Source organism: Streptomyces sp. NPDC046759, from assembly GCF_040645475.1.
Classification (GTDB): Bacteria; Actinomycetota; Actinomycetes; order Streptomycetales; family Streptomycetaceae; genus Streptomyces.
In genome coordinates this window covers 39,380-57,641 of record NZ_JBEYYJ010000040.1, presented here as the reverse complement: position 1 = coordinate 57,641, position 18,262 = coordinate 39,380, and the positions used below count along the sequence as shown (strand labels likewise).

19 protein-coding genes and 2 pseudogenes are annotated in these 18,262 nt (G+C 72.6%); 9 read left to right on the top strand and 12 right to left on the bottom strand.

The genetic code is table 11. From position 1 onward, the window contains the following. The first annotated feature begins 104 nt into the window (after positions 1–104). The gene (locus tag ABZ919_RS37085; protein WP_361257229.1) at positions 105–1,271 is read left to right on the top strand and encodes a helix-turn-helix domain-containing protein; all 1,167 of its coding nucleotides are present in this window, start codon (positions 105–107) and stop codon (positions 1,269–1,271) included. A 163-nt stretch (positions 1,272–1,434) separates the two neighbouring features. Then, positions 1,435–1,635 carry a hypothetical protein gene (locus tag ABZ919_RS37080; protein WP_361257226.1) on the top strand — a complete coding sequence of 67 codons (201 nt, stop codon included), beginning with the start codon at positions 1,435–1,437 and terminating at the stop codon, positions 1,633–1,635. A gap of 59 nt (positions 1,636–1,694) precedes the next feature. On the opposite strand, the gene ABZ919_RS37075 is transcribed toward ABZ919_RS37080, so the two are convergent. The 3 genes and pseudogenes from ABZ919_RS37075 to ABZ919_RS37065 form a co-directional block, all read right to left on the bottom strand. After that, the gene (locus tag ABZ919_RS37075; RefSeq protein WP_361257223.1) at positions 1,695–2,438 is read right to left on the bottom strand and encodes a class I SAM-dependent methyltransferase; all 744 of its coding nucleotides are present in this window, start codon (positions 2,436–2,438) and stop codon (positions 1,695–1,697) included. Between the two features lie 89 nt (positions 2,439–2,527). Beyond that, a pseudogene (locus ABZ919_RS37070) lies at positions 2,528–2,917 on the bottom strand (class I SAM-dependent methyltransferase); the annotation flags it as partial. 267 nt (positions 2,918–3,184) lie between these two features. After that, positions 3,185–3,850: a ScbR family autoregulator-binding transcription factor gene (locus ABZ919_RS37065; protein WP_361257220.1), complete on the bottom strand. Its 666-nt coding sequence runs from the start codon at positions 3,848–3,850 to the stop codon at positions 3,185–3,187. Between the two features lie 454 nt (positions 3,851–4,304). Here ABZ919_RS37065 and ABZ919_RS37060 point away from each other — a divergent pair, with 454 nt between their 5' ends. Together ABZ919_RS37060 and ABZ919_RS37055 are read left to right on the top strand one after the other, a co-directional pair. After that, complete coding sequence (locus tag ABZ919_RS37060) at positions 4,305–5,174, top strand: class II glutamine amidotransferase (RefSeq protein ID WP_361257217.1); 870 nt, start codon at positions 4,305–4,307, stop codon at positions 5,172–5,174. A 150-nt stretch (positions 5,175–5,324) separates the two neighbouring features. Beyond that, entirely contained in the window at positions 5,325–5,558 is a 234-nt protein-coding gene (locus ABZ919_RS37055) for a hypothetical protein (RefSeq protein ID WP_361257214.1), read from the top strand. Between the two features lie 19 nt (positions 5,559–5,577). On the opposite strand, the gene tatA is transcribed toward ABZ919_RS37055, so the two are convergent. From tatA to ABZ919_RS37035, 4 genes are all read right to left on the bottom strand, one after another. Beyond that, on the bottom strand, positions 5,578–5,784 hold the full coding sequence (gene tatA / locus ABZ919_RS37050; protein ID WP_361257210.1) for a Sec-independent protein translocase subunit TatA: 207 nt from the start codon (positions 5,782–5,784) through the stop codon (positions 5,578–5,580). Positions 5,785–5,854: 70 nt separating this feature from the next. Further along, positions 5,855–7,558 carry an LCP family protein gene (locus ABZ919_RS37045; RefSeq protein ID WP_361257207.1) on the bottom strand — a complete coding sequence of 568 codons (1,704 nt, stop codon included), beginning with the start codon at positions 7,556–7,558 and terminating at the stop codon, positions 5,855–5,857. A gap of 310 nt (positions 7,559–7,868) precedes the next feature. After that, on the bottom strand, positions 7,869–8,234 hold the full coding sequence (locus tag ABZ919_RS37040) for a metalloregulator ArsR/SmtB family transcription factor (RefSeq protein ID WP_361257203.1): 366 nt from the start codon (positions 8,232–8,234) through the stop codon (positions 7,869–7,871). A gap of 194 nt (positions 8,235–8,428) precedes the next feature. Further along, on the bottom strand, positions 8,429–9,574 hold the full coding sequence (locus ABZ919_RS37035) for a TerD family protein (RefSeq protein WP_361257200.1): 1,146 nt from the start codon (positions 9,572–9,574) through the stop codon (positions 8,429–8,431). A 241-nt stretch (positions 9,575–9,815) separates the two neighbouring features. Between ABZ919_RS37035 and ABZ919_RS37030 the strand changes: the two genes are divergently transcribed. Together ABZ919_RS37030 and ABZ919_RS37025 are read left to right on the top strand one after the other, a co-directional pair. Further along, complete coding sequence (locus tag ABZ919_RS37030; RefSeq protein ID WP_361257266.1) at positions 9,816–10,082, top strand: GlsB/YeaQ/YmgE family stress response membrane protein; 267 nt, start codon at positions 9,816–9,818, stop codon at positions 10,080–10,082. A 676-nt stretch (positions 10,083–10,758) separates the two neighbouring features. Beyond that, complete coding sequence (locus ABZ919_RS37025; protein ID WP_361257197.1) at positions 10,759–11,130, top strand: STAS domain-containing protein; 372 nt, start codon at positions 10,759–10,761, stop codon at positions 11,128–11,130. Positions 11,131–11,496: 366 nt separating this feature from the next. Here ABZ919_RS37025 and ABZ919_RS37020 read toward each other — a convergent pair whose 3' ends face one another. The 3 genes from ABZ919_RS37020 to ABZ919_RS37010 all read right to left on the bottom strand — a co-directional run bounded on the left by ABZ919_RS37020 (position 11,497) and on the right by ABZ919_RS37010 (position 14,660). Next, on the bottom strand, positions 11,497–12,099 hold the full coding sequence (locus ABZ919_RS37020) for a hypothetical protein (protein WP_361257194.1): 603 nt from the start codon (positions 12,097–12,099) through the stop codon (positions 11,497–11,499). Between the two features lie 735 nt (positions 12,100–12,834). Beyond that, the gene (locus tag ABZ919_RS37015; RefSeq protein ID WP_361257191.1) at positions 12,835–13,644 is read right to left on the bottom strand and encodes a TIGR03943 family protein; all 810 of its coding nucleotides are present in this window, start codon (positions 13,642–13,644) and stop codon (positions 12,835–12,837) included. Next, the gene (locus ABZ919_RS37010; RefSeq protein WP_361257188.1) at positions 13,641–14,660 is read right to left on the bottom strand and encodes a permease; all 1,020 of its coding nucleotides are present in this window, start codon (positions 14,658–14,660) and stop codon (positions 13,641–13,643) included. Before ABZ919_RS37010 ends, ABZ919_RS37015 begins: the two co-directional genes overlap by 4 nt. 228 nt (positions 14,661–14,888) lie before the next feature. On the opposite strand from ABZ919_RS37010, the gene ABZ919_RS37005 reads away from it, so the two are divergent. Next, positions 14,889–15,701 carry a serine hydrolase gene (locus ABZ919_RS37005; protein ID WP_361257185.1) on the top strand — a complete coding sequence of 271 codons (813 nt, stop codon included), beginning with the start codon at positions 14,889–14,891 and terminating at the stop codon, positions 15,699–15,701. A 207-nt stretch (positions 15,702–15,908) separates the two neighbouring features. Here the strand turns inward: ABZ919_RS37005 and ABZ919_RS37000 are convergent. Continuing rightward, a pseudogene (locus tag ABZ919_RS37000) lies at positions 15,909–16,439 on the bottom strand (nitrilase-related carbon-nitrogen hydrolase); the annotation flags it as partial. 179 nt (positions 16,440–16,618) lie between these two features. Beyond that, positions 16,619–17,164 (bottom strand): hypothetical protein, encoded by a 546-nt coding sequence (locus tag ABZ919_RS36995; protein WP_361257182.1) that lies wholly within the window; start codon positions 17,162–17,164, stop codon positions 16,619–16,621. A gap of 201 nt (positions 17,165–17,365) precedes the next feature. Here ABZ919_RS36995 and ABZ919_RS36990 point away from each other — a divergent pair, with 201 nt between their 5' ends. Both ABZ919_RS36990 and ABZ919_RS36985 read left to right on the top strand, forming a co-directional pair. Beyond that, the gene (locus ABZ919_RS36990) at positions 17,366–17,824 is read left to right on the top strand and encodes a hypothetical protein (RefSeq protein WP_361257180.1); all 459 of its coding nucleotides are present in this window, start codon (positions 17,366–17,368) and stop codon (positions 17,822–17,824) included. A 202-nt stretch (positions 17,825–18,026) separates the two neighbouring features. Further along, complete coding sequence (locus ABZ919_RS36985; protein ID WP_361257177.1) at positions 18,027–18,257, top strand: helix-turn-helix transcriptional regulator; 231 nt, start codon at positions 18,027–18,029, stop codon at positions 18,255–18,257. Positions 18,258–18,262 lie beyond the last annotated feature (5 nt).

Here is an 18,262-nt window from a genome sequence, read left to right as displayed (position 1 = left end):
ACGGCATGCTGGCGTGCGCACTCGCGGCCGTCCATGGTGACGCCTACAGACCGCCCGGGCCGGAGTTGTTCCCCGGAACAAACAGGGCGACGTACGCTGCGGGTATGGGGTTGTCGAACGTGGGCGCCGCGCTGCTTGCGCGCCTTCCGGAGCTGGGCGTGCGGATGACCGAGCGCATCCGGGCGGAGGTCGAGTCGTACGCGGACGACTCGCTCATCCCCTTCTCGTCGCTCAGGGAGTCCTGTGAGGGCAACGCCGATCTGCTCCTCGGGCGTTTCGCCCACGGCACCCGGCCCGACGTGGGGGCCGCCCTGCAGACCGGACGGCTGCGCGCCGAGCAGGGCGTTCCGCTGGCGGACACGCTGCACGCCTACCGGGTCGGCTTCGAACTGCTGTGGTCGGAGATGGTCGACGAGGCCCGCAGGCACCCGGAGGTGACGGACGCCGAGCTGGTGGCCGGCTCCTCGGAGATCTGGGCCCTGTTCGGCCGGTACGCGGAGGCCGTGGCGGCCGCCTACCGCGAGGCCAGCGCGGAGCTGGCGCTGCAACGCGAGGCCCGCCGCTCGGCGTTGGCCGAAGCGCTGTTCACGGGCGCCCTCGCGGATCGTACGACGCCGTGGGAGGCGGCCGGGCAGCTCGGTCTGCCGGAGCGCGGCCCGTACGCGGTCGTGGCAGCCTCGGTGCCGGACCCCGGCCAGGAGCCACTGCCCGGCATCGAGGCGGCGCTGCGCCGTGCCGGCGTGCCGTCCGTGTGGCGGCTGCTGCCGGACCAGCAGATCGGGCTGGTCTCGCTCGGGCACCATGACGCGGAGACGGTGAGTCTGCGGGCGTTGCGCCGCCGGCGCGCCCGGGTCGGCGTGAGCCCCCGGTTCGACTCGCTGCGAGAGACCCCGCAGGCGCTGCGGTTCGCCCGGCTGGCATTGGCCGGGCTGCCCGGCGAGGGGCCGGGCGTCACCCGCTTCGACGACAGCCCGCTGGTGATGCTGGTGGCCGCGGCCCCGGCGGAGTCGAGCCGGCTGGTCGAGGTCGCACTGGGCCCGCTCCTCGAACTGCCGGAGGCGGAGCGGGCGCGGCTGCTGCAGACGCTGGGCCACTGGTTCGCTGCGGGCGGTGTGGCCGCCGAGGCCGCGGACCGGCTCTTCGTCCACCCGAACACCGTGCGCTACCGGCTGCGCCGCATCGAGGAGTTGACCGGCCGTTCGCTGTCCGATCCGCTCACCCTCGCCGACCTGGGCGCCGCGATGTACGCCCTGCGGCTGCTGCCTGCCTGACAGGTCTCGCCGACGCCGGCGCGGCGGAGCTGCTGGGCGCGGACCCCCGACGGCCAGGACGTCCGCTGCGAGGAAGGGCTGTTCCCCGTCGCGGAACTGGCGTGCGCCCTGGTGGACCGGGTGCACCGGCCCGACGGGGCGCGCGGCGACTTCGCGTACGTCCATGTCCTACGAGGAGATGGGCATAGTACGGATCGCCGAGTCGCCCGAGGGGTGGCGGCTCGGCTCGGTCGTCGACCCGGACATCTGGAGTTCACCGGTCGCGTGGGAGGTTCTTGTCACGGAGATCGAGGCGTTCGTGGCGGCGGTCCGCGACGACGTGGCGGGGATCGGTGCCGGCGCCGGTCTGATCCCCGGACTCTGATCCCCGCGCGGCCGCGCCCCGGCGCCTGGCACCCTGGCCGGTGACGCATCGCTCCTCGGCTACCGCGCCTCCGGGAGCCGGTACACCGAGACATGGGAACGGGACTCGGCCGTGAACTCGGCGCCCTTCCAGTCGGCGTGCCTGGACTCCAGCCGGAAACCGGCGAGTTGGGCCATGAGGTCGAGTTCGGACGGCCAGATGTAGCGGTGCGGGCTGCGGTACAGCCGGGCCTCGTCGGTATCGTCGAAGTGGAAGTGGTGCGACACCACACGCTGGTGAAGGACGTCGTAGGTGTCCAGTCCGAGGTAGCCCGCCTCGGTGCGCCACACCGTGGCCGACGTGCCCGGGGGAAGCGTGCGCAGTTCGGGCACCCAAAGTTCGATCACGAACCGGCCGCCGGGTGCGAGGTGACGAGCTGCGTTGCGGAAGCACTCGACCTGCTCGGCCTGTGTGAGCAGGTTGGAGATCGTGTTGTAGACGAGGTAGACGAGTCGGTACGTGCCCGGTGCGACGGTCGTCGCCATGTCGCCCATGACCACGGGGATCGTGGCTTCGTCGGCCTTGGTCCGCAGTTGCTCCACCATCGGCCCGGACAACTCGATGCCGGTGACGGGAACGCCTCGCTCGGCGAGCGGGACGGCCACCCGGCCGGTCCCGATCGCGAACTCCAGCGCCGCTCCACCGTCCGTCAGCTCGGCGAGGCGTTCCACCGCCGGGGTCAGCACCTCGGGCGCGAACATACCGGAGCCGGGCGTGTCGTACCGCCGGGCGACGGCGGCGTCCCAGATCATCTCCTGCTGCATGGGACCAACGCTCGCCGCCAGAAGGCCAGTTGTCCAGCGGGTTACCACCCGGCGCTCCGGCCTGCGGTGCGGGGTCCGCGGCGGCCCGGACCCACTGGCGTGCCCTGTGGCAGCAGGCCCCGGCCGGCGCGGCGGACCCGCCCCAGACAGCGCCCGACCAGTTCCTCGATGGCCGGGTACGGCACGGCCGGGTGCGGCAGTCCGTCGACCGTACGCGGCTGCGACTGGCGGCGGCCCGGCGCAGGGCCTCGGCGATCATTCCGGCGTCCGGGGCGATCCCGACGACCTCGCGGAACAGCGGAGCCAGGGGGACGGCCACGTTCCGGGCCCGCAGCCCGCGTCGAGGAGCCGTCCTCCTTCCGTCGGCCCCCAGCACCTCGCCCAGCAGCGGCACCAGGCCCGGGGCGTAGGGCAGTCGGCCCGGCTCGTGCTAGGCGGCCGCCCCTCGAAAAGGGTCTCGCCCACTCCCACTCGCTCATCCCGGTGTCCCCCTCCTCCTGCGTCCGCCGGGGCAGAAGTCCCGCTCCGGGCGAGGATCGGCCGGGGCAAGGATCGGCCGGGGCAAGGATCGGCCGGGGCCCGGCGGCGGTCCAGCCGAAACAGCCGTCCGCGCCGCGTCGCCGGGCTCCCTCGGCGGGGTCGGCGCCACGCCCGTGCCGGTGCTCGACCGACGACCACCGGAAACCGACCCAGCGGTTTTATAAGGTCGACCGCCACTGCCCCCCGTGCGACCGAGAGGTGACGATTCAGCTGTTGGCCCCGGCCAATGTCCCGGCCGACTGCCGTCGGACTTCCTCGATCACCCTGGCGCCCCGCCCGGGTGCGGTGTCGAGCCGGACGAGCACGGCCGGTGCCGCGATGGCGGGGAGCAGATGGTTGAAGAGGGCCGACACCCGGTGGTCGAGATCGGTCCACCCCGCGACGGCCTGCGAGACGAACTGCACGCCGATCCAGGCGCCGAGGAAGACCTGGGCGGTCTCCTCGGGGACGACGTGCGGGAGCACCTCGCCGCGTTCCTTGGCCTCCGTCAGCACGGACCCGGTCAGCTCGGCCCAGGCCGGCCAGGCGGTGCCGAAGACATCACGGCCCTGCAGATCGGCGGAGAGCCGGACTCCCGCGAGCAGCATCGGCTCCCGGGGCAGTCGCTCCGCCAGGGTCATGCCCGCGTCCACCCACTCCTGCAACTTCAGTTCACGGGGCACGTGGTACTCGGTGGCCATCTGCTCCTGCAGCACGCCCCGGGCGAGGGCCGCCTTGGAGTCGAAGTGGAAGTACAGGGCACCCTTGGTCACTCCGGCCCTGTTCAGGATCTCGGCGATCGTGGCCGCCGCGTAACCGCGCTCGGCGAAGACCGCCGCGGCGGCCTCCAGAACAGCACGTCGGGTCCGGACAGCTCGCTCCTGCTGAGCCATGGACCCTCCTCAAGCTGAAAATTAAACCAAACAGCTCGTACCTTACCGCAGCGCATCCCAACGCAACGGCGCTCACAGGCAGTTGCCGGGACTCGGCCCATGCGGTCGGCACCGCCCGCTTCTACGCGTTCAAAAGCACGTCTGGACCTGACCCGGGGACGGGCGGCGGTCCGCGCCGGGAAGGCGTGGCGGCCGCGTGCGACGGGCGTCGACCCCGACGCCTCGGGCCGCCGACGCGGCAGCGGACACCTCCGCGGCGGCTTGCTCGACCCGGCGCTGCGGCACGTCGCTCGAGGAAGGCCTCAGCGGGGACGAAAACCGCGCGGAAAGAGACCGGACGGCCGGTCGGTGCCGCGTGCGGGAAGGTCCGGCGCGGGGCACCATGGTCGTCCGGGCGCCCGGGTGCCCGGGTGCCGGCGCAGTACGGCGGAGTGCGGGTGACGAGGAGGATGTCGTGTGCCGACTGTTCGGGCTGATCAGCTCCCCGCTGCGCACGCACGCCACGTTCTGGCTGCTGGACGCCCCCGACAGTCTCAGCGCGCAGAGCCATCGCGAACCCGACGGCACGGGGCTCGGGTACTTCGGCCCGGACGGCACGCTGGAGGTGCACAAGGCACCGATCGCAGCCTACGAGGACCGGGTCTTCGCCCAGGAGGCCCGGGAGGTCGAGTCGGCCACCTTCCTCGCGCACATCCGGTACGCCTCGACCGGAGGACTGGACGTGCGCAACACGCACCCCTTCGAGCAGGACGGGCGGCTGCTGGCGCACAACGGTGTCATCGAGGGTCTCGACCGGCTCGACCGTCATCTGGGCGAGGACCTCTCACTGGTGCACGGCGACACCGACTCCGAGCGTTTCTTCGCCCTGGTCACCCGGGAGACCGCGGCACACGGCGGGGACGTCTCCGCCGGCCTCGCCTCCGCGGCCCGCTGGGTCGCCGGGAACCTGCCCCTGTACGCCCTCAACATCATCCTCATCACCGACCGGGAGCTGTGGGCCCTGCGCTATCCCGCCACCCACGAGCTGTACGTCCTGCGGCGTTCGGCGGGCGGTCACCACGGAACGCGGCACCTGGACCACACCGGCCGCAACGGCCATCTGCGGGTGCGCTCGGCACATCTGGGCGATCGCCCGTCCGTCGTGGTGGCCAGCGAGCGCATGGACGAGAACCCGCACTGGCAGCTCATGGCCCCCGGCGAACTGCTCCACGTCGGGCCCGATCTCCAGGTGGACACCCGTATCGCCCTGCCCGATCCACCGGCCCACCCGCTCACCCTGGCCGACCTGCGCCCCGAGGCGGCCGCCTCCCAGCGGCCCGCGTAGACCGGCACGGGCCTCGGCGACCGCAGGCTGGACCGGCTCCCGTGCCCGGGCCGCCCGTCGGGCGGTTCTGTCCGGTGTTCGGGCCTGCTGGACACGGTCAGTGACCTGTGTCACGGTCCCCACACTTGCGCAACCCGTAAAATTTCCGCCGTGGAGACTACCGAGGTGACGGGTTGGGAGACCGCAGTGCTCGACGGAGGGCCGGCGGACGGGCTGCGGATGAAGGTCTCCGACCGGCCGCGGGTGATCCAGGTGACGTACCCCTGCCAGGTGGAGGCCGCACCGCCCGGCGGCATGCGCGCCGACGCGGTGTACCTGTACCGCCGCGACTACACCGTCACCAGCGAGCCCCTGCGGTACGGCTTCGACATCGCCAGCCCCTGACCGGCGCGGCGGGCGCGGCTCAGTCGGCCGGCCCGCTCGCGTCCGTGGGAGCGGTGGACGGCGTCGCGGCGCCGTCCTCCTTCATGGCCTTCGCCTCGCTCTTGAGGATGCGCATGGACTTGCCCAGTCCACGGGCGGCCTCGGGCAGCTTCTTCGAGCCGAACAGCGCGATCACGACGATCGCCACGACCAGCAGGTGCCAGGGTTCCAGTCCGTTGCGGAGCATCGCGCCCACCCCTCTCCGACTTGCTTTCTTGCGCAACTGTACAACCTGGCCATGAGCCCGGTCGCTCCGGTCAGGCGTCGGAGTCCGGCTTGCCACGGGCCTCCGCGTACGCCTGGGACGGTGTCATGGAGACGCCGTTCAGGCTGACCGTCCTGTAGGGGCTGACCTTGGCGCAGGTCTTGGCCTCGGCGGCGGTGGAGGCGTGCGCGCCGCCGACGGCGGCCTTGGTGTCGGCGGGCGCGGGCGAGGAACTGCCGCCCGGATAGCCGGTGCCGCTCGGCCAGTCGCTGCCGATCACCAGGGTCAGGCCGGTGCCGGTGCCCTGCTTCAGGCTCGAGGAGGGCACACCGAGCGCCTGGGCGACCGTCTTCGCCTCCGCCTTCTGGTCGGGACCGTAGGTGAGGGTGGTGGTCGCTGCCGGGCTCGGGGCGTTGGCCGTGGTCGTGGCCGAGCTGAAGCCCTGGTCGGTCAGTGCGGTCGCGATGTCCGAGGCACGGCCCGTGACGGTGGTGCCGTTCTCCACGGTGACGGCGATCTGCGACGCGGGCACGGCCGGAGCCGTGGGCTTCGCGGTCGCCGAGGCCGCCGCGGCCTTCGTCCCGGACCCCGTGGTGAGCGACTGGTCGTTGGCGATGGTGGAGAACAGGGTCTTGGCACCCGAGCCCACGACCACGCGTTCCTTGTTGTTCGGGTCGGGGGCCGTCTGCATGGTCGTGAACGTCATCCGCTTCGTCGGCACCTTGTTCACGTCCGACGCGAGCGAGATCAGATTCTTCACGCTGCCCAGGCCGTCGTCCACGGTCAGCGCCTTGGTGGCGGCGTCGGCCAGGCCGTAGACCGCGGTGGGGTCGGTCAGCGTGCCCGCGCTCTTGAACTTGCGGATCATGGAGCTGAGGAAGATGTGCTGCGAGATCGTGCGGCCGAGGTCGCTGCCGTCGCCGAAGCCGTGCCGGGAGCGCACGAACTCCAGGGCGGCGACGCCCTTGAGGGTGTGGGTGCCCTTGGAAAGCTTCAGGTGGGAGTAGGTGTCATAGACGTTGTCGCTGACACAGACGGGGACGCCCCCGACGGCGTCGGACATCTTCACGACGCCGGAGAAGTCGAGCTTGACGAAGTGGTCGATCGGGATGCCTGTGAGCTCGTGGACGGTGGCCACCTGGCAGGCGGGGCCGTACTGCAGCGCGCTGTTGATCTGGCCGTAGTAGCCGGCCGTCGACTGGCCGGACTCGCTGTCCTTGCAGGCCGGGACCCTGGTCATGGTGTCGCGCGGGATGCTCATCACCGTCGCGTTGGAGCGGTCGGCGGATATGTGCACCACCATCTCCACGTCCGCGTTGCTGCCGGTCTGCACCCCGGTCCTGGAGCAGCCGCCGCCGAGCTTGCAGTCGGCCTGGCTGGTACGGCCGTCCGAACCCATGACCAGGATGTTGATCGGGGTGCGGCCGAAGGCGTCGGCCTTCTCGCTGCCGCCCTTGCCGTCGAGCGCGACGCTGTGGATGTTGCCGTTCAGGTGCTCGTAGAACCACCAGCCCGCACCGGCCGTGACCACGATGAGGACCGACAGGACGATCGAGAGGGTCTTCAGCACCCTCCTGGCGCGGCCCGCCGGACGGGCGCGGCGCGCCCGCCTGCCGCGCGATTGGGCCGCCGCCCGGGCGGCGGCCCGGCCTCCCGGAGGACGCGCCCCATCAGGTCCGGCCGCGCGCTGCCCGGGCACCCGCGCGCCCCGGTTGCGCGTGGCCTGGCCGGTGGGCCCGTCCCACGGGTCGCTCATCTCCCACTCCCATGAACGGTCGGGCCCGTCAGTCCGGGCCGTGGGGTGTACGGCCCGGACCGCGCGGCGAAGTACGGGCGGGCGAAGCGCTCCGCCTCACCCTTGCTTGCGTGGTTGCGCAATCTAACAAACCTGTGGCCCGAACTGCACAGATACGCACACGATTCACAGGTGAGGCATCTCATGGACCTGCATGCGGACCTGGGACGGGACAGGAGCGGGAGTCTACGCGCCCTGTATAAGAGCGGCGTATAACGCGAACAAGAAAGATGATCTCGGGAGAGAAGGCGCCCCTGCCCCAGGGGGCCGCTCAGCCGCCGACGCCACGCAGTCCGGGGACCGGGACCGAGGCGTGGTGCGAGCGTGTGGTGAGCTGCCCCACCATCACGCGGACCAAGGGCACGACGTCCGGGTCGTCGATGTAGTAGACCTGCCGCCGGCCCTCGCGGCGGGAACGGACGAGCCCCCCGAGCCTCAGCTTGGCCAGATGCTGGCTGACCGCGGGAAGCGTTCCGCCCACCCGGCCCGCGAGATGCGTGACATCGCTCTCCCCCTGCGACAGCGCCCACATCAGGTGCAGCCGGGCGGAGGAGGCGAGCAGACCGAACGCCGCGGCGGCCTCCGCCAGCACCTCGGTGGCCGGGTCCTCGAAGCCGGCGGACCTCTCCGTCACCATGCTCTCCCCTCCCCGCCCTCGTCACCGTCGCCGCATGTCCGCCCACCCAGTGTAGGCACCCGGTTCCGGCGGCCCGGGCGCCGTCGGGACGGACGGCCGGTCTGGCCGGGACGGGGCGCGCGGACGCGGAGCGGAGGAGAAGGAGCCCGTCCGGTGGGAAGGGATGCGGTCCTCGTCGAGGGGCAGGAGGGGACTCAGTCCTCGTAGAAGTTGTTGACCACGACCTCCGGCTCGTCGTCGTCGAACGCTTCGTTGAGCAGCGCACCGCCGATGAGTCCTGCCGCGCCGGCGCCGATGAGCGCGCCCGCGCCGAAGCGCCGGCCGCCGCCCTGGTGGTGGTCGTGGTCGGCGTACGACTCGCCGTAACCCTGCTGGGGGTACCCCTGGTGGGGATAGCCCTGCTGCGGGTAGCCCGGCTGCGGGTAACCCTGTTGCACGGGCTGCGGATAGCCCTGCTGGGGAGGGGTGTAGAACGGCGGCACCGTGGTCTGCACGCGCTGCGCGCAGGCGCCGCAGGTCTCGACCGGGCGGGGCACGCCCCACTGCGGGGACCAGGACACGGTCGTGATGCCCGGGCCGTGGTTGGGGTCGAAGAAACAAGTCACGCTGGAACTCCCGGTGATCGGTTGCGGGGACGAGGTGAACGCCGGCGCCGGCGGAGCGGCGACCGGGGGCTTGGGTGGGACCGGCGGCACGTACGCACCGGAACTCTCCCGCGGTGCGGTGGACGGCGCCGGGCTCTGTGCCGGATGACGTGTCGTCTTCGCGGGGGTGTCCCGCAGCAGGGTCACGCCGTAGTCGGCGGCGATGCCGGCGAGTCCCGCGGCATAACCCTGCCCGACCGCGCGGAACTTCCACTCGGCGCCATGCCGGTACAGCTCGCCGAAGACCAGCGCGGTCTCGGCCGACAGGCCGCCTTGCGCGAGGTCGTACCGGGCCAGTTCGGTGCCGTTGTCCTGGTCAAGGACGCGGATATGGGCCTGGCGCACCTGGCCGAAGGCCTGGCCGCGGCTCGCGCCCTCGTAGAGCGACACGGGAAAGACGATCTTTTCGACCTGGTCCGGGACCCTGCTCAGGTCGACCTGGATCCGCTGGTCGTCACCGTCGGCCGGGGTGCCTGCGCCGCAGTGGCGGACCGAACCCTCGGGACTGCTCAGGTTGTTGAAGAAGACGAAGTGCTCGTCGGACAGCACCTTGCCCGACCGGTCGCAGAGCAGCGCACTGGCATCCGGTTCGTACCCGGTGTCCGCCTGCCAGCCCAGCCCGACCGTCACGGCAGTCAGACCGGGGGCCTGCTTGCTCAGCGACACATTGCCGCCCTTGGTCAGGGACACACTCATCCACGTCCTCCGCTGCCGCTCACGCTTTCCGCGTCCATCATGATCAACGCCTGTGGAGCCCTCAAGGTTCCACGATTGCGCAATGTCTTCATCATGTAGCAGGACCTCGACGGGTCATCACCAGAGGCCGACGCCTCTTGCCGGCCCGCCTCGAACGCTCCCTAGGCTTGCGCACACACGCAACCACGTCTCGGTGTCCGGGCTGCACGCGCGGAGCCGACCCCGACTGGAGGACAACACCGTGGGCATCCTCGGCTGGATCATTCTCGGCCTGCTCGCCGGAGCCATCGCCAAGATGCTGCTGCCCGGCCGCGACCCGGGCGGTCTGATCGGCACCACGCTCATCGGCGTCGCGGGCGCCTTCGTGGGCGGTTGGCTCTCCGCCCGCTTCCTCGACCGCCCGGTGGAGAAGCACTTCTTCGACCTCTACACCTGGGGCGCGGCGGTCGCCGGATCCCTGGTCCTGCTCATCGGCTACCGCGTCCTGTTCGGCAACTCCCGCGACTGACCCCACCCGGGGGCAGTCGCGCACCGACGGCGGCGATCTGCCGTGGCAGCACGCTGTGTCCGGCGCTGCTGACGGTGGTCGGCACGGCCCGGCTGCCCGGCAGTCCCCAGCCGGACGGGCTGGTCGGACCCCGGGTGCGCGCGGGGATGCCGCGGCTCGAGATGGCCGGCAAGCCCACGACCCCCGCGCTCCTCACCGTGGTAGGGCCTGCGGCCGTGTCCTGCTGCGTCAACACCGGGCAGGCGGCGGGCGAGTGCGGCCTTGCGGGGGCTGCCGTCCACACCGGTGGCGGTGCTGCCCGACACCACACCGTACGCCTGCGCCCTGCCGGGCGGCCCGCGTGAGCGGATCACCGCTCCCGCAGGGCTGCTCGGCCGCCTCCTCCCCGGGGGCGCCGTGCCCTCTTCACCGACGAGCGCGCCCACCCGGCCGCCCGGCTCCACCGGCAGGTCCGCTCGGCCAACTCACCGTCCGCGCCGGCCCGTTCCGGAGGCCGCTGCATTCGGCGACGTCGCTGAGCCGGTGCCGTCACGGCCGTGGCACGGGCGGCGCGTACCGCACACCCGGACGTCGAGGCGCCGATCAGGCATTCTCGGCGGGATCCCGGGCACCTGCCACGGTGGAAAGGACTCAGGTCGAGTCAGGTCAGCGATCACCGAACGAGGTCGAAGGGCTCGTGGCAGACACCGCAGACACGAACGGCTCGGGCGCACCGGACCAGCTGGCGATCAGCCGCGCCGGGGTCGACGGCTTCACGGTCGTCACGGTCTCCGGCGAGATCGACCACCACACCTCCGGTGCTCTGCGCCGGGCGCTGACGCCCGTGGCCCCGGCGACGACGGCACGCACCGTGGCGGACCTCGCGGGCGTGGCGTTCATGGACTCCAGCGGCATCAACGCCCTGATCGCCGCCCACCACGCCCACGGCCCGGACGGCTGTCTGCGTCTGGCCGGGGTACGCGACAGCGTCCTGCGCACTCTGGAGCTCGTCGGTGTCACCACTCTCCTCGGCTGCTATCCGACGGTGCGCGCGGCCATGGCCGGCTGAGACCGCCCGGCCGGGCACGTCCGGACGACGCGGATGCCGCACCGGCCCGGCTCCGGCCGGGTCCGGGTCGCCAGTGAGGAGCAGGAACGGGCCTTGCGGGTCACGGGCCGGGTGACGGGCCGCCCCTGGAGGGCGCCGGGCCTGGTAAGACGGCGGTTTCCGTGGTGTGCTGGTAGTGGCGGGAAGGACCGAGAACAGACGCGGAGAAGCGGCCGAGAGTCGTGCACCGCGCAATCCGGATCCGCGAGAAGCGGATGGCCCTTCCCGTCCTTGCGCTCCGGCTCCTCGTGCGTCCTTGTCGTCTTTGTGCGTCTTTCCGCACCACCGGCTCCGGGCGCGGCCGCCTGCGGGGTGCCTGTTCCCCGTTCAGCCTCGTCCCCCGCTGAGGTTCCCCCACCTCGGCCCGATCTGCTTCCACTCCTCGTCCCACTCGGCCATGCGCCGCCGGATCAGCCGGGCGCGGACCACCCATCCCACGCCCCAGACCGCCGCACCGGCCGACGGGGCGACGAGGGCTCCGGTGAGGGCGGCCTGCAGGTCCGCAGCGGTGCCGGTGAGGGGCGCGGAGACCACGCGGCCCGCGGGGTTGGTCCACACCGTCACCTGGGCTCCGGCGGGGGTGCCCGGGAGGACCTTCGCCCGCTCGGTGTGCACGGTGCCGTGGGCGTCCGTCCAGCGCACGGTGGTCCACACCCGTCCGTCGTCGTAGCCGGTCCCGGAGGCCGGGGTCCGCGCAGCGCCATCGGTGAGCACGGCGGACACGGCGTGCACCTGGGCCTGCCGGGCGGCGAACGCCGAGCCCGCGGAGTGGGCCGCCGCGAGACCCGCGACGGCTCCGCCGAGCACGGCGAGCAGCCAGGTCGCAAGGACGATCCAGGCCTCGACGACGTCGCTGTGCCGTCGGAGCGGATTGCGTCGCCAGCGCCACCCCCGCAGCCGGGTGACCGTCGTGGGAGGTGTCCGGTTCATCGTCACCGCCTCCTCTTCGCGCACCGGCGTCTTCGCCGCACACTCCATCCACTCCCGCCTCGCCGGACGGGCTCACGCCGGGCGGGCGGCGGGCGGACTCGGGATGGTCGCCGGGCCCGGCCGTCGAGTGGTCACGACACCATCGTGCACCTCAAACCGGATGTCGGCGGGGTGAGTGCGGTGGCGGATGCGGTGCGCGTACGGAAGCCCCGCGTGCCGCCCCCCGGACGGCCGGACCCCACCGGCGAGCGGAGTCGGGCCGTCCGGCCCCGTGGCCGGGGACCGAAGGGCCCTGGGAGGACGGCACGGTGTGGGCGACAGTGGGGCTCAGGAGCGGCACCGATCCCCCGCGGTGTCGCTCCGTTCCGGCCGTGCCGGGCCGTGAACCGGGCCGGGGCAGGCGAGGAGCACGTCACGCACCCGCGAAGAAGCCGGGCATGGTCCGTGATGGCGAGCCGGCGCCTCGGCACATCGATCTGTCCCCGTGGAGGCCCTGCGGGAGGGTCGTCTTCACGCGGCAGACACGGCGCGGCGTCCGCCCGGTCGATCACGCCCTGCACGGCGGCGACATGGTCCTCCGCACCCACGAGGGCATGGCACTGACCGGGAGCGCAGGTCGTGCGGATTCGGGCCGTGTCGGGTGACGGGGGTGCTCCTGACCGACGCGGCCGCCCTGCCGGCGAAGGGATCCGGGCGACCGGCGCCCCGTACGCCGGGAGCGTGGCGGTACGGCGGCTAGGACGGTGTGAGCGGCAGGTCGTCGGTGTAGGCGTTCACCGGCTGGGCGATGGGGCGGGTGTCCTTGGCGTCGAGGGCCGCCTGCGCGGTCCTCGTGCCGAGGGTGCCCCGGGGGTGCCAGGTGCCGGTCACCGCGAGCCAGGTGTTCGCTGGTGGCGTCCCGGCGCCGTACACCCGGACCTTGACGGTCTGTGAGTCCGCCGCGCAGCACGTGAAGATGATGCGGGTCAGATACCAGCCGTGGCCGTCCTCGGCCGGGGTGACGAAACCCGTGAGCCGGACGACCCGGATCCGGATGGCGCGGCTGCGATCCTGCTGGACGCGCTTGGTGAAGTCCGTGAGGGTCAGCGGCAGCGGTGAGGTCGCGGGGAGAGGCGCGAAGCCCCTCTGCACGGCGACGGACTTGGTGTTCGAGCGTGCGGCGGTGTAGGCGCCCAGGGCGGGCGGAGCATGGAAGAGCAGGCTGACCGCCGGGAGGAACAGCAGCCAGGCGATGCGCGGGGCACCGCCGGAGTGGTCGTGACCGTGCTCGTCGGTGTGGTCGTGGCCGTGCTCGTCAGTGTGGTCGGGAGTGTGCTCGTGGTCGTGGCCGTGAGTGCGCGCATCGTCGTCTCGGCCGGTGTGCCGGTGTGCGTCCCGGGTGGCCGCAGCGGCCAGGCCGAGCAGCAGGAGGACGGCGCCGGAGGCGATCAGCGGTGGTCGCAGGCCGGGCTTGACGTAGCGCAGATAGGTGTCGGTGAACAGTGCCGTGTGCAGCAGGCCGATGCCGCTCAGCGTCAGGAGCAGGGCCTGGACGGGGCGTTTCACAGCAGTACGCTCCCGGTCAGGACGCTCGCGGCGACCGCCACGACGGTGGTGGCCGTGCAGAACCGCCAGGCGAAGGACCGTCCGAAGGTGCCCGCCTGAAGAGCGATCAGTTTCAGGTCGACCATCGGGCCGACCACCATGAACGCGAGCCGCGCGGTCGGGGAGAATCCGGCGAGCGAGGCCGCGACGAACGCGTCGGCCTCCGAGCAGACCGCCAGCAGCACGGCGAGGCCGGCCAGGAAGCACACCGACAGCCAGGGTGATCCCGAGAAGGTGTCGAGGACGGAACGCGGCACCGTGACGTTGAAGGTGGCGGCGGCCATGGCGCCGAACACGAGAAAGCCGCCGGCGTGCAGGAAGTCGTGCTGGAAACCGAGCCGGAACTCACGCAGGCGGCTGTGGCCGGGCCGGTGGCCGGTGTGCCGGTGCCGCAGGACCGGCCGCAGCCATTTCTCCTTGCCCAGCCAGAGCCAGAGCCAGCCCATCACGGCCGCCGTGCCCAGGGAGGCGAGCAGCCGGGCGGCGACCATCGCGGGGTCCCCCGGGAAGGCGACGGCGGTCGCGGTCAGCACGACGGGGTTGACGGCGGGCGCGGAGAGCAGGAAGGCGAAGGCGGCGGCCGGGGTGACACCGCGTCGGATCAGGCTGCCCGCGACCGGGACGGAGGCGCACTCGCAGCCCGGCAGTACCGCGCCCGCCATGCCGGCGACGGGTACGGCAAGGGCGGGCCGCTTCGGCAGCACCCTGGTGAACAGGCCGGCCGGCACGAAGGCGTTGATGGCGCCGGACAAGGCGGTGCCGAGGAGCAGGAAGGGGAGCGCCTGAACGGTGATGGCGAGACAGACGGTGCGCCAGGCCTGGACGGCGGGCTGGTCCAGCCACTGGGTGCCGCCGAGCAGGAGTACGGCCGCGACGCCGGCGGCGACGGCGAGGGCGGCGCCGCGCGGCCGGAGCCGGGGCCGGATGCGTCGCACGGACGGCGAAACCACGGGTACGACCGTCACACCCTCAGCCACACCTACCAGTTCATCCGTTCTTTCCATCATCACTCCGGATGTCGGTGTCCGGCCGACGATAGGTGAGCCGCGTCACCGGGCGGCGCATACACGCCGTCGCACGACGGCCGCGGCGCCGCAATCCGCCCCATTGGTGGGAAAGTGGCCCTTCTCACAATTCGCCGTGAACACCCGCAAAGGTGACGGGTGCCACGCCGCTCGGGGCACGTTTTGTTTACGTTCGGGGCCATGTCGTCTCGCCCCTCCCCCGCCACCACCCGCATCCGGACCGGCGCCCTGCTCGCCTCGGTCGCGGCCCTCGTCTCCGCCGGCGCGCTGCACCCGGCCTCCGCCGCGCCGGCCGCCGCACCGGTCGCTTCTCCGCACGCCACCGCCGCCGTCCTCGACCTGGACGGAGCCGGCCGCACACCGGTGGTGCACGGGCAGGACAGCGCGTACGACACCGCCAGCATCGTCAAGGTCGACATCCTCGCGGCGCTCCTCCTGCAGGCGCAGGACGCGGGGCGGCAGCTCACCGCCGAGGAGCGCGGCCGTGCCGAGCCCATGATCGAGCGCAGCGACAACACGGCGGCGGACGCGCTCTGGCGCGAGATCGGCCGGGCCTCCGGGCTGGCGGCGGCCAACGAACGGCTGGGACTGACGGCGACCACGGCCGGCCCCGGCCTCAAGTGGGGGCTGACCCGGACGACCGCGAGCGACCAGATACGGCTGCTCAGGACCGTGTTCGACGGCGACACGAAGGCCGCGTCCGGTCCCGCCGCGCTGAACGCCACGTCCCGGACCTACATCCGGACCCTGATGAGCCGTGTCGTCCCCGAACAGAGCTGGGGCGTCTCCGCGGCCGGCGGCTCCGGCTCCCCTCGGGCACTGAAGAACGGCTGGCTGCAGCGCAACACCTCCGGCCTGTGGGACGTCAACAGCGTCGGCCAGGTCACCGTCAAGGGGCACCGGTACCTCGTCGCGGTGCTGTCGAACGGCAGCGCCTCGATGAGCGACGGGATCTCCCTGGTGGAGCGGACGGCACGTCAGGCCGTGGCGTAGTCCGTGGTCAGCGGCCCGCCGGGCGGCAGGGGCGAACGAGGGCCGTGGCGGTGAGCGCCGCCAGGGCTGCCAGACAGAGCCGGCGAAGGTGTCGCCGACGCGGTCGTAGACCGTGGTGGCGCCCCGCACCGGCACCTGGGCGACCATGGCCTGCCGCCCGGCCGTGAAGTAGTCGGCGGTGGCGAGGACCTGGCCCTGGTCGTCGTACGCGGCAGAGACACCCTCCGCGTCCTGGCGGATCAGCGCGTACCCGCCCTCGACGGCGGCCAGGACCGCCTTGTCGGTGTGCGCGCCGCCGTACTCCTTCCAGTCGTGCGCGGGCATGAGCATGATGTCGGCCCGCGTGCGCATCAGGGCCGGGAAGTCGGCGTCGTAGCAGATGACGTCGGCGAGCCGGCCGTACGCGGTGCGGACGACGGGCACGTGGCCGTCTCCCGGCGTGAACCGCTCCGAACCGGGGACGGGGCGGGCCTTCTGGTAGGTCCACAGCACCGTGCCGTGGGGGTCGACGAGGACCGCCTCGTCCCGGCCGTAGGCGGGCGCGGTGGTGCTGTACACCCGGATTCCGATCTCCAGGTAGACACCCGACCGGCGGGCCTGTGCCCGGGCCGCGGCGATGACGGAGGGCGTCTGGGCCTCCTGGGTCCGGACGGCTTCCTCCGGCCAGATCACGATCTTCGCGCCGGCGGCGGCCTCGCGGCGGGTCGCGGCCAGCAGGTTGTTCTCGACCGCGGTCATGGCGGGCCGCACCGCGTCGGCGGGGGCCGCGGCGACGCCGCCCCGCCCGTCGGCGAACCGGTCGAGCGTGGCCCTCAGCCGCTCGGTCACGGCGCGGGACGGGCTGATCCCGGCGATGCGTACGTTCGTGGCCTGCGGTGGGAAGAAGGCCAGCCGGGCGCCGCCGGCCAGCAGGACGCTCACCAGGACGGCGATGCAGACGGCGCCGCCGCGCCAGGTGGGGCGGTCCCCACACGGTTGACCGTGCTCGCGACGTAACCGATGAGGAAGCCGATGCCCCAGGGGCCGGTGACGGAGACGACCTGGAGGAGCGGCAGGTCCGCGTGCTGGGTGACGGCCAGGGAGCCGTAGGCCGTGCCGAACGGGGACAGCAGGGTGATCAGGAACTCGGCGGCGGCGACACCGGCCGGAAAGACCAGGGCGGCCGGCGCCGGTCGCAGCCGGTCCACCAGGAGGCGGTCGGCCGGGAAGGGCAGCGTCTGCAGGGCGCCCAGCGCGACCGCTCCGGCGAGCACCACGGCGTCGAAGCCGATCGCGGACTCCTGGACCCAGAAGACGGCGGCCCCGAGCTGGGCCGACCAGACCCACAGCGCCCGGACCAGGCGCGGCTCAGTCGGCTGAAGCGCAGCAGCAGGGCCGGGAAGATCCAGGCGGCGGCCGCGACGTCCTACCGGCCACCGACCGCGAGGAGCATGGCGCCGGTGCCGAGCAGCAGGAGGGGCCACGAGTGCCGGCGGGCGCGTACCGGGCGCGAGGGCGGTTGTGCCGTCGGCTGGGACCGTTCGTCATGCTCGGGACGCTAGGGCCGCCCGCCCCGGCCTCGCCTCGGGCTCGATGCGGCTCCTCGGCGCGGTGACGCACCTTTCGATGTGCGCCCGGCGGTGGATCCGCCCCGACCTGTCCGTCGTCTAGCCTGACGGACCGAGATGACCACCCAGGTGAACGCCCTGCCCCGAGCCGCACAGCACTGGCTCGCCGGCCGACCACGTCTGACGGACGTGCTGTGGATCGGCGGCCTCACCGTGCTCGACATGGTCACGGTGCTGGACCGTACGCCGCGGCCGCCGGTCTGGGGCGTGGCCCTGTGGGGCGCGCAGACGGTGCCCCTGCTGTGGCGGCGGACCCGCCCCGCGGCCGCTCTCGCCGCGATGACCGCGCTGTACGTCCTCTTCCAGGTGCTCGGCCCGGTTCCGGCGAAGATCCCGGGGCCGTTCCTGCTGATGCTCGGCGTGTACGCCCTCGCCCGGTACGCGTCGGTGACGGTGAGCGTGGCGCTCACTCTGCAAAACCGGGTGCAGGCCGCCCTGTTCGCCCATCGGGCCGGTCTCACCGCGGACGCCGTGGACGTCGGGTCCGGGCGTCCAGCGGCCGGCTCCGACGGCTGACGCGGCCGGCCGTCCCTGCCGTGCGGCGTGGTGAACCAGGTGGTCCGGACCAGTCGGAATCTTGAACTTTCACACCGTTTCCGGTCCGCTGTGACACGCCTGTGACAGGCGGCGGACGTCGCCATGACGTGCGATGAGCAACCTGGAGGAACAAGGGCAAATCGCCCTAAACGGTCAAAGCCCTCGTCCGGAGGACACCAGCATGAGCGCCACTCTCGCCACGCCGCACACCGAAGCCCCCGCCCCCGCGCTGGCTCCGCGCGAGCGGGAGACACTCCGGCACATCGCCGCGGGCCGCACCTACCTCCAGACCGCCCGGCACATGGGACTGTCCACCCACACCGTGGACGCCTACCTGCGCCGCATCCGGGCCAAGTTCAACATCACCAACACCGCCGAGCTGACCCGCATCGCCATCTCCCTGGGGATGTGATCCCG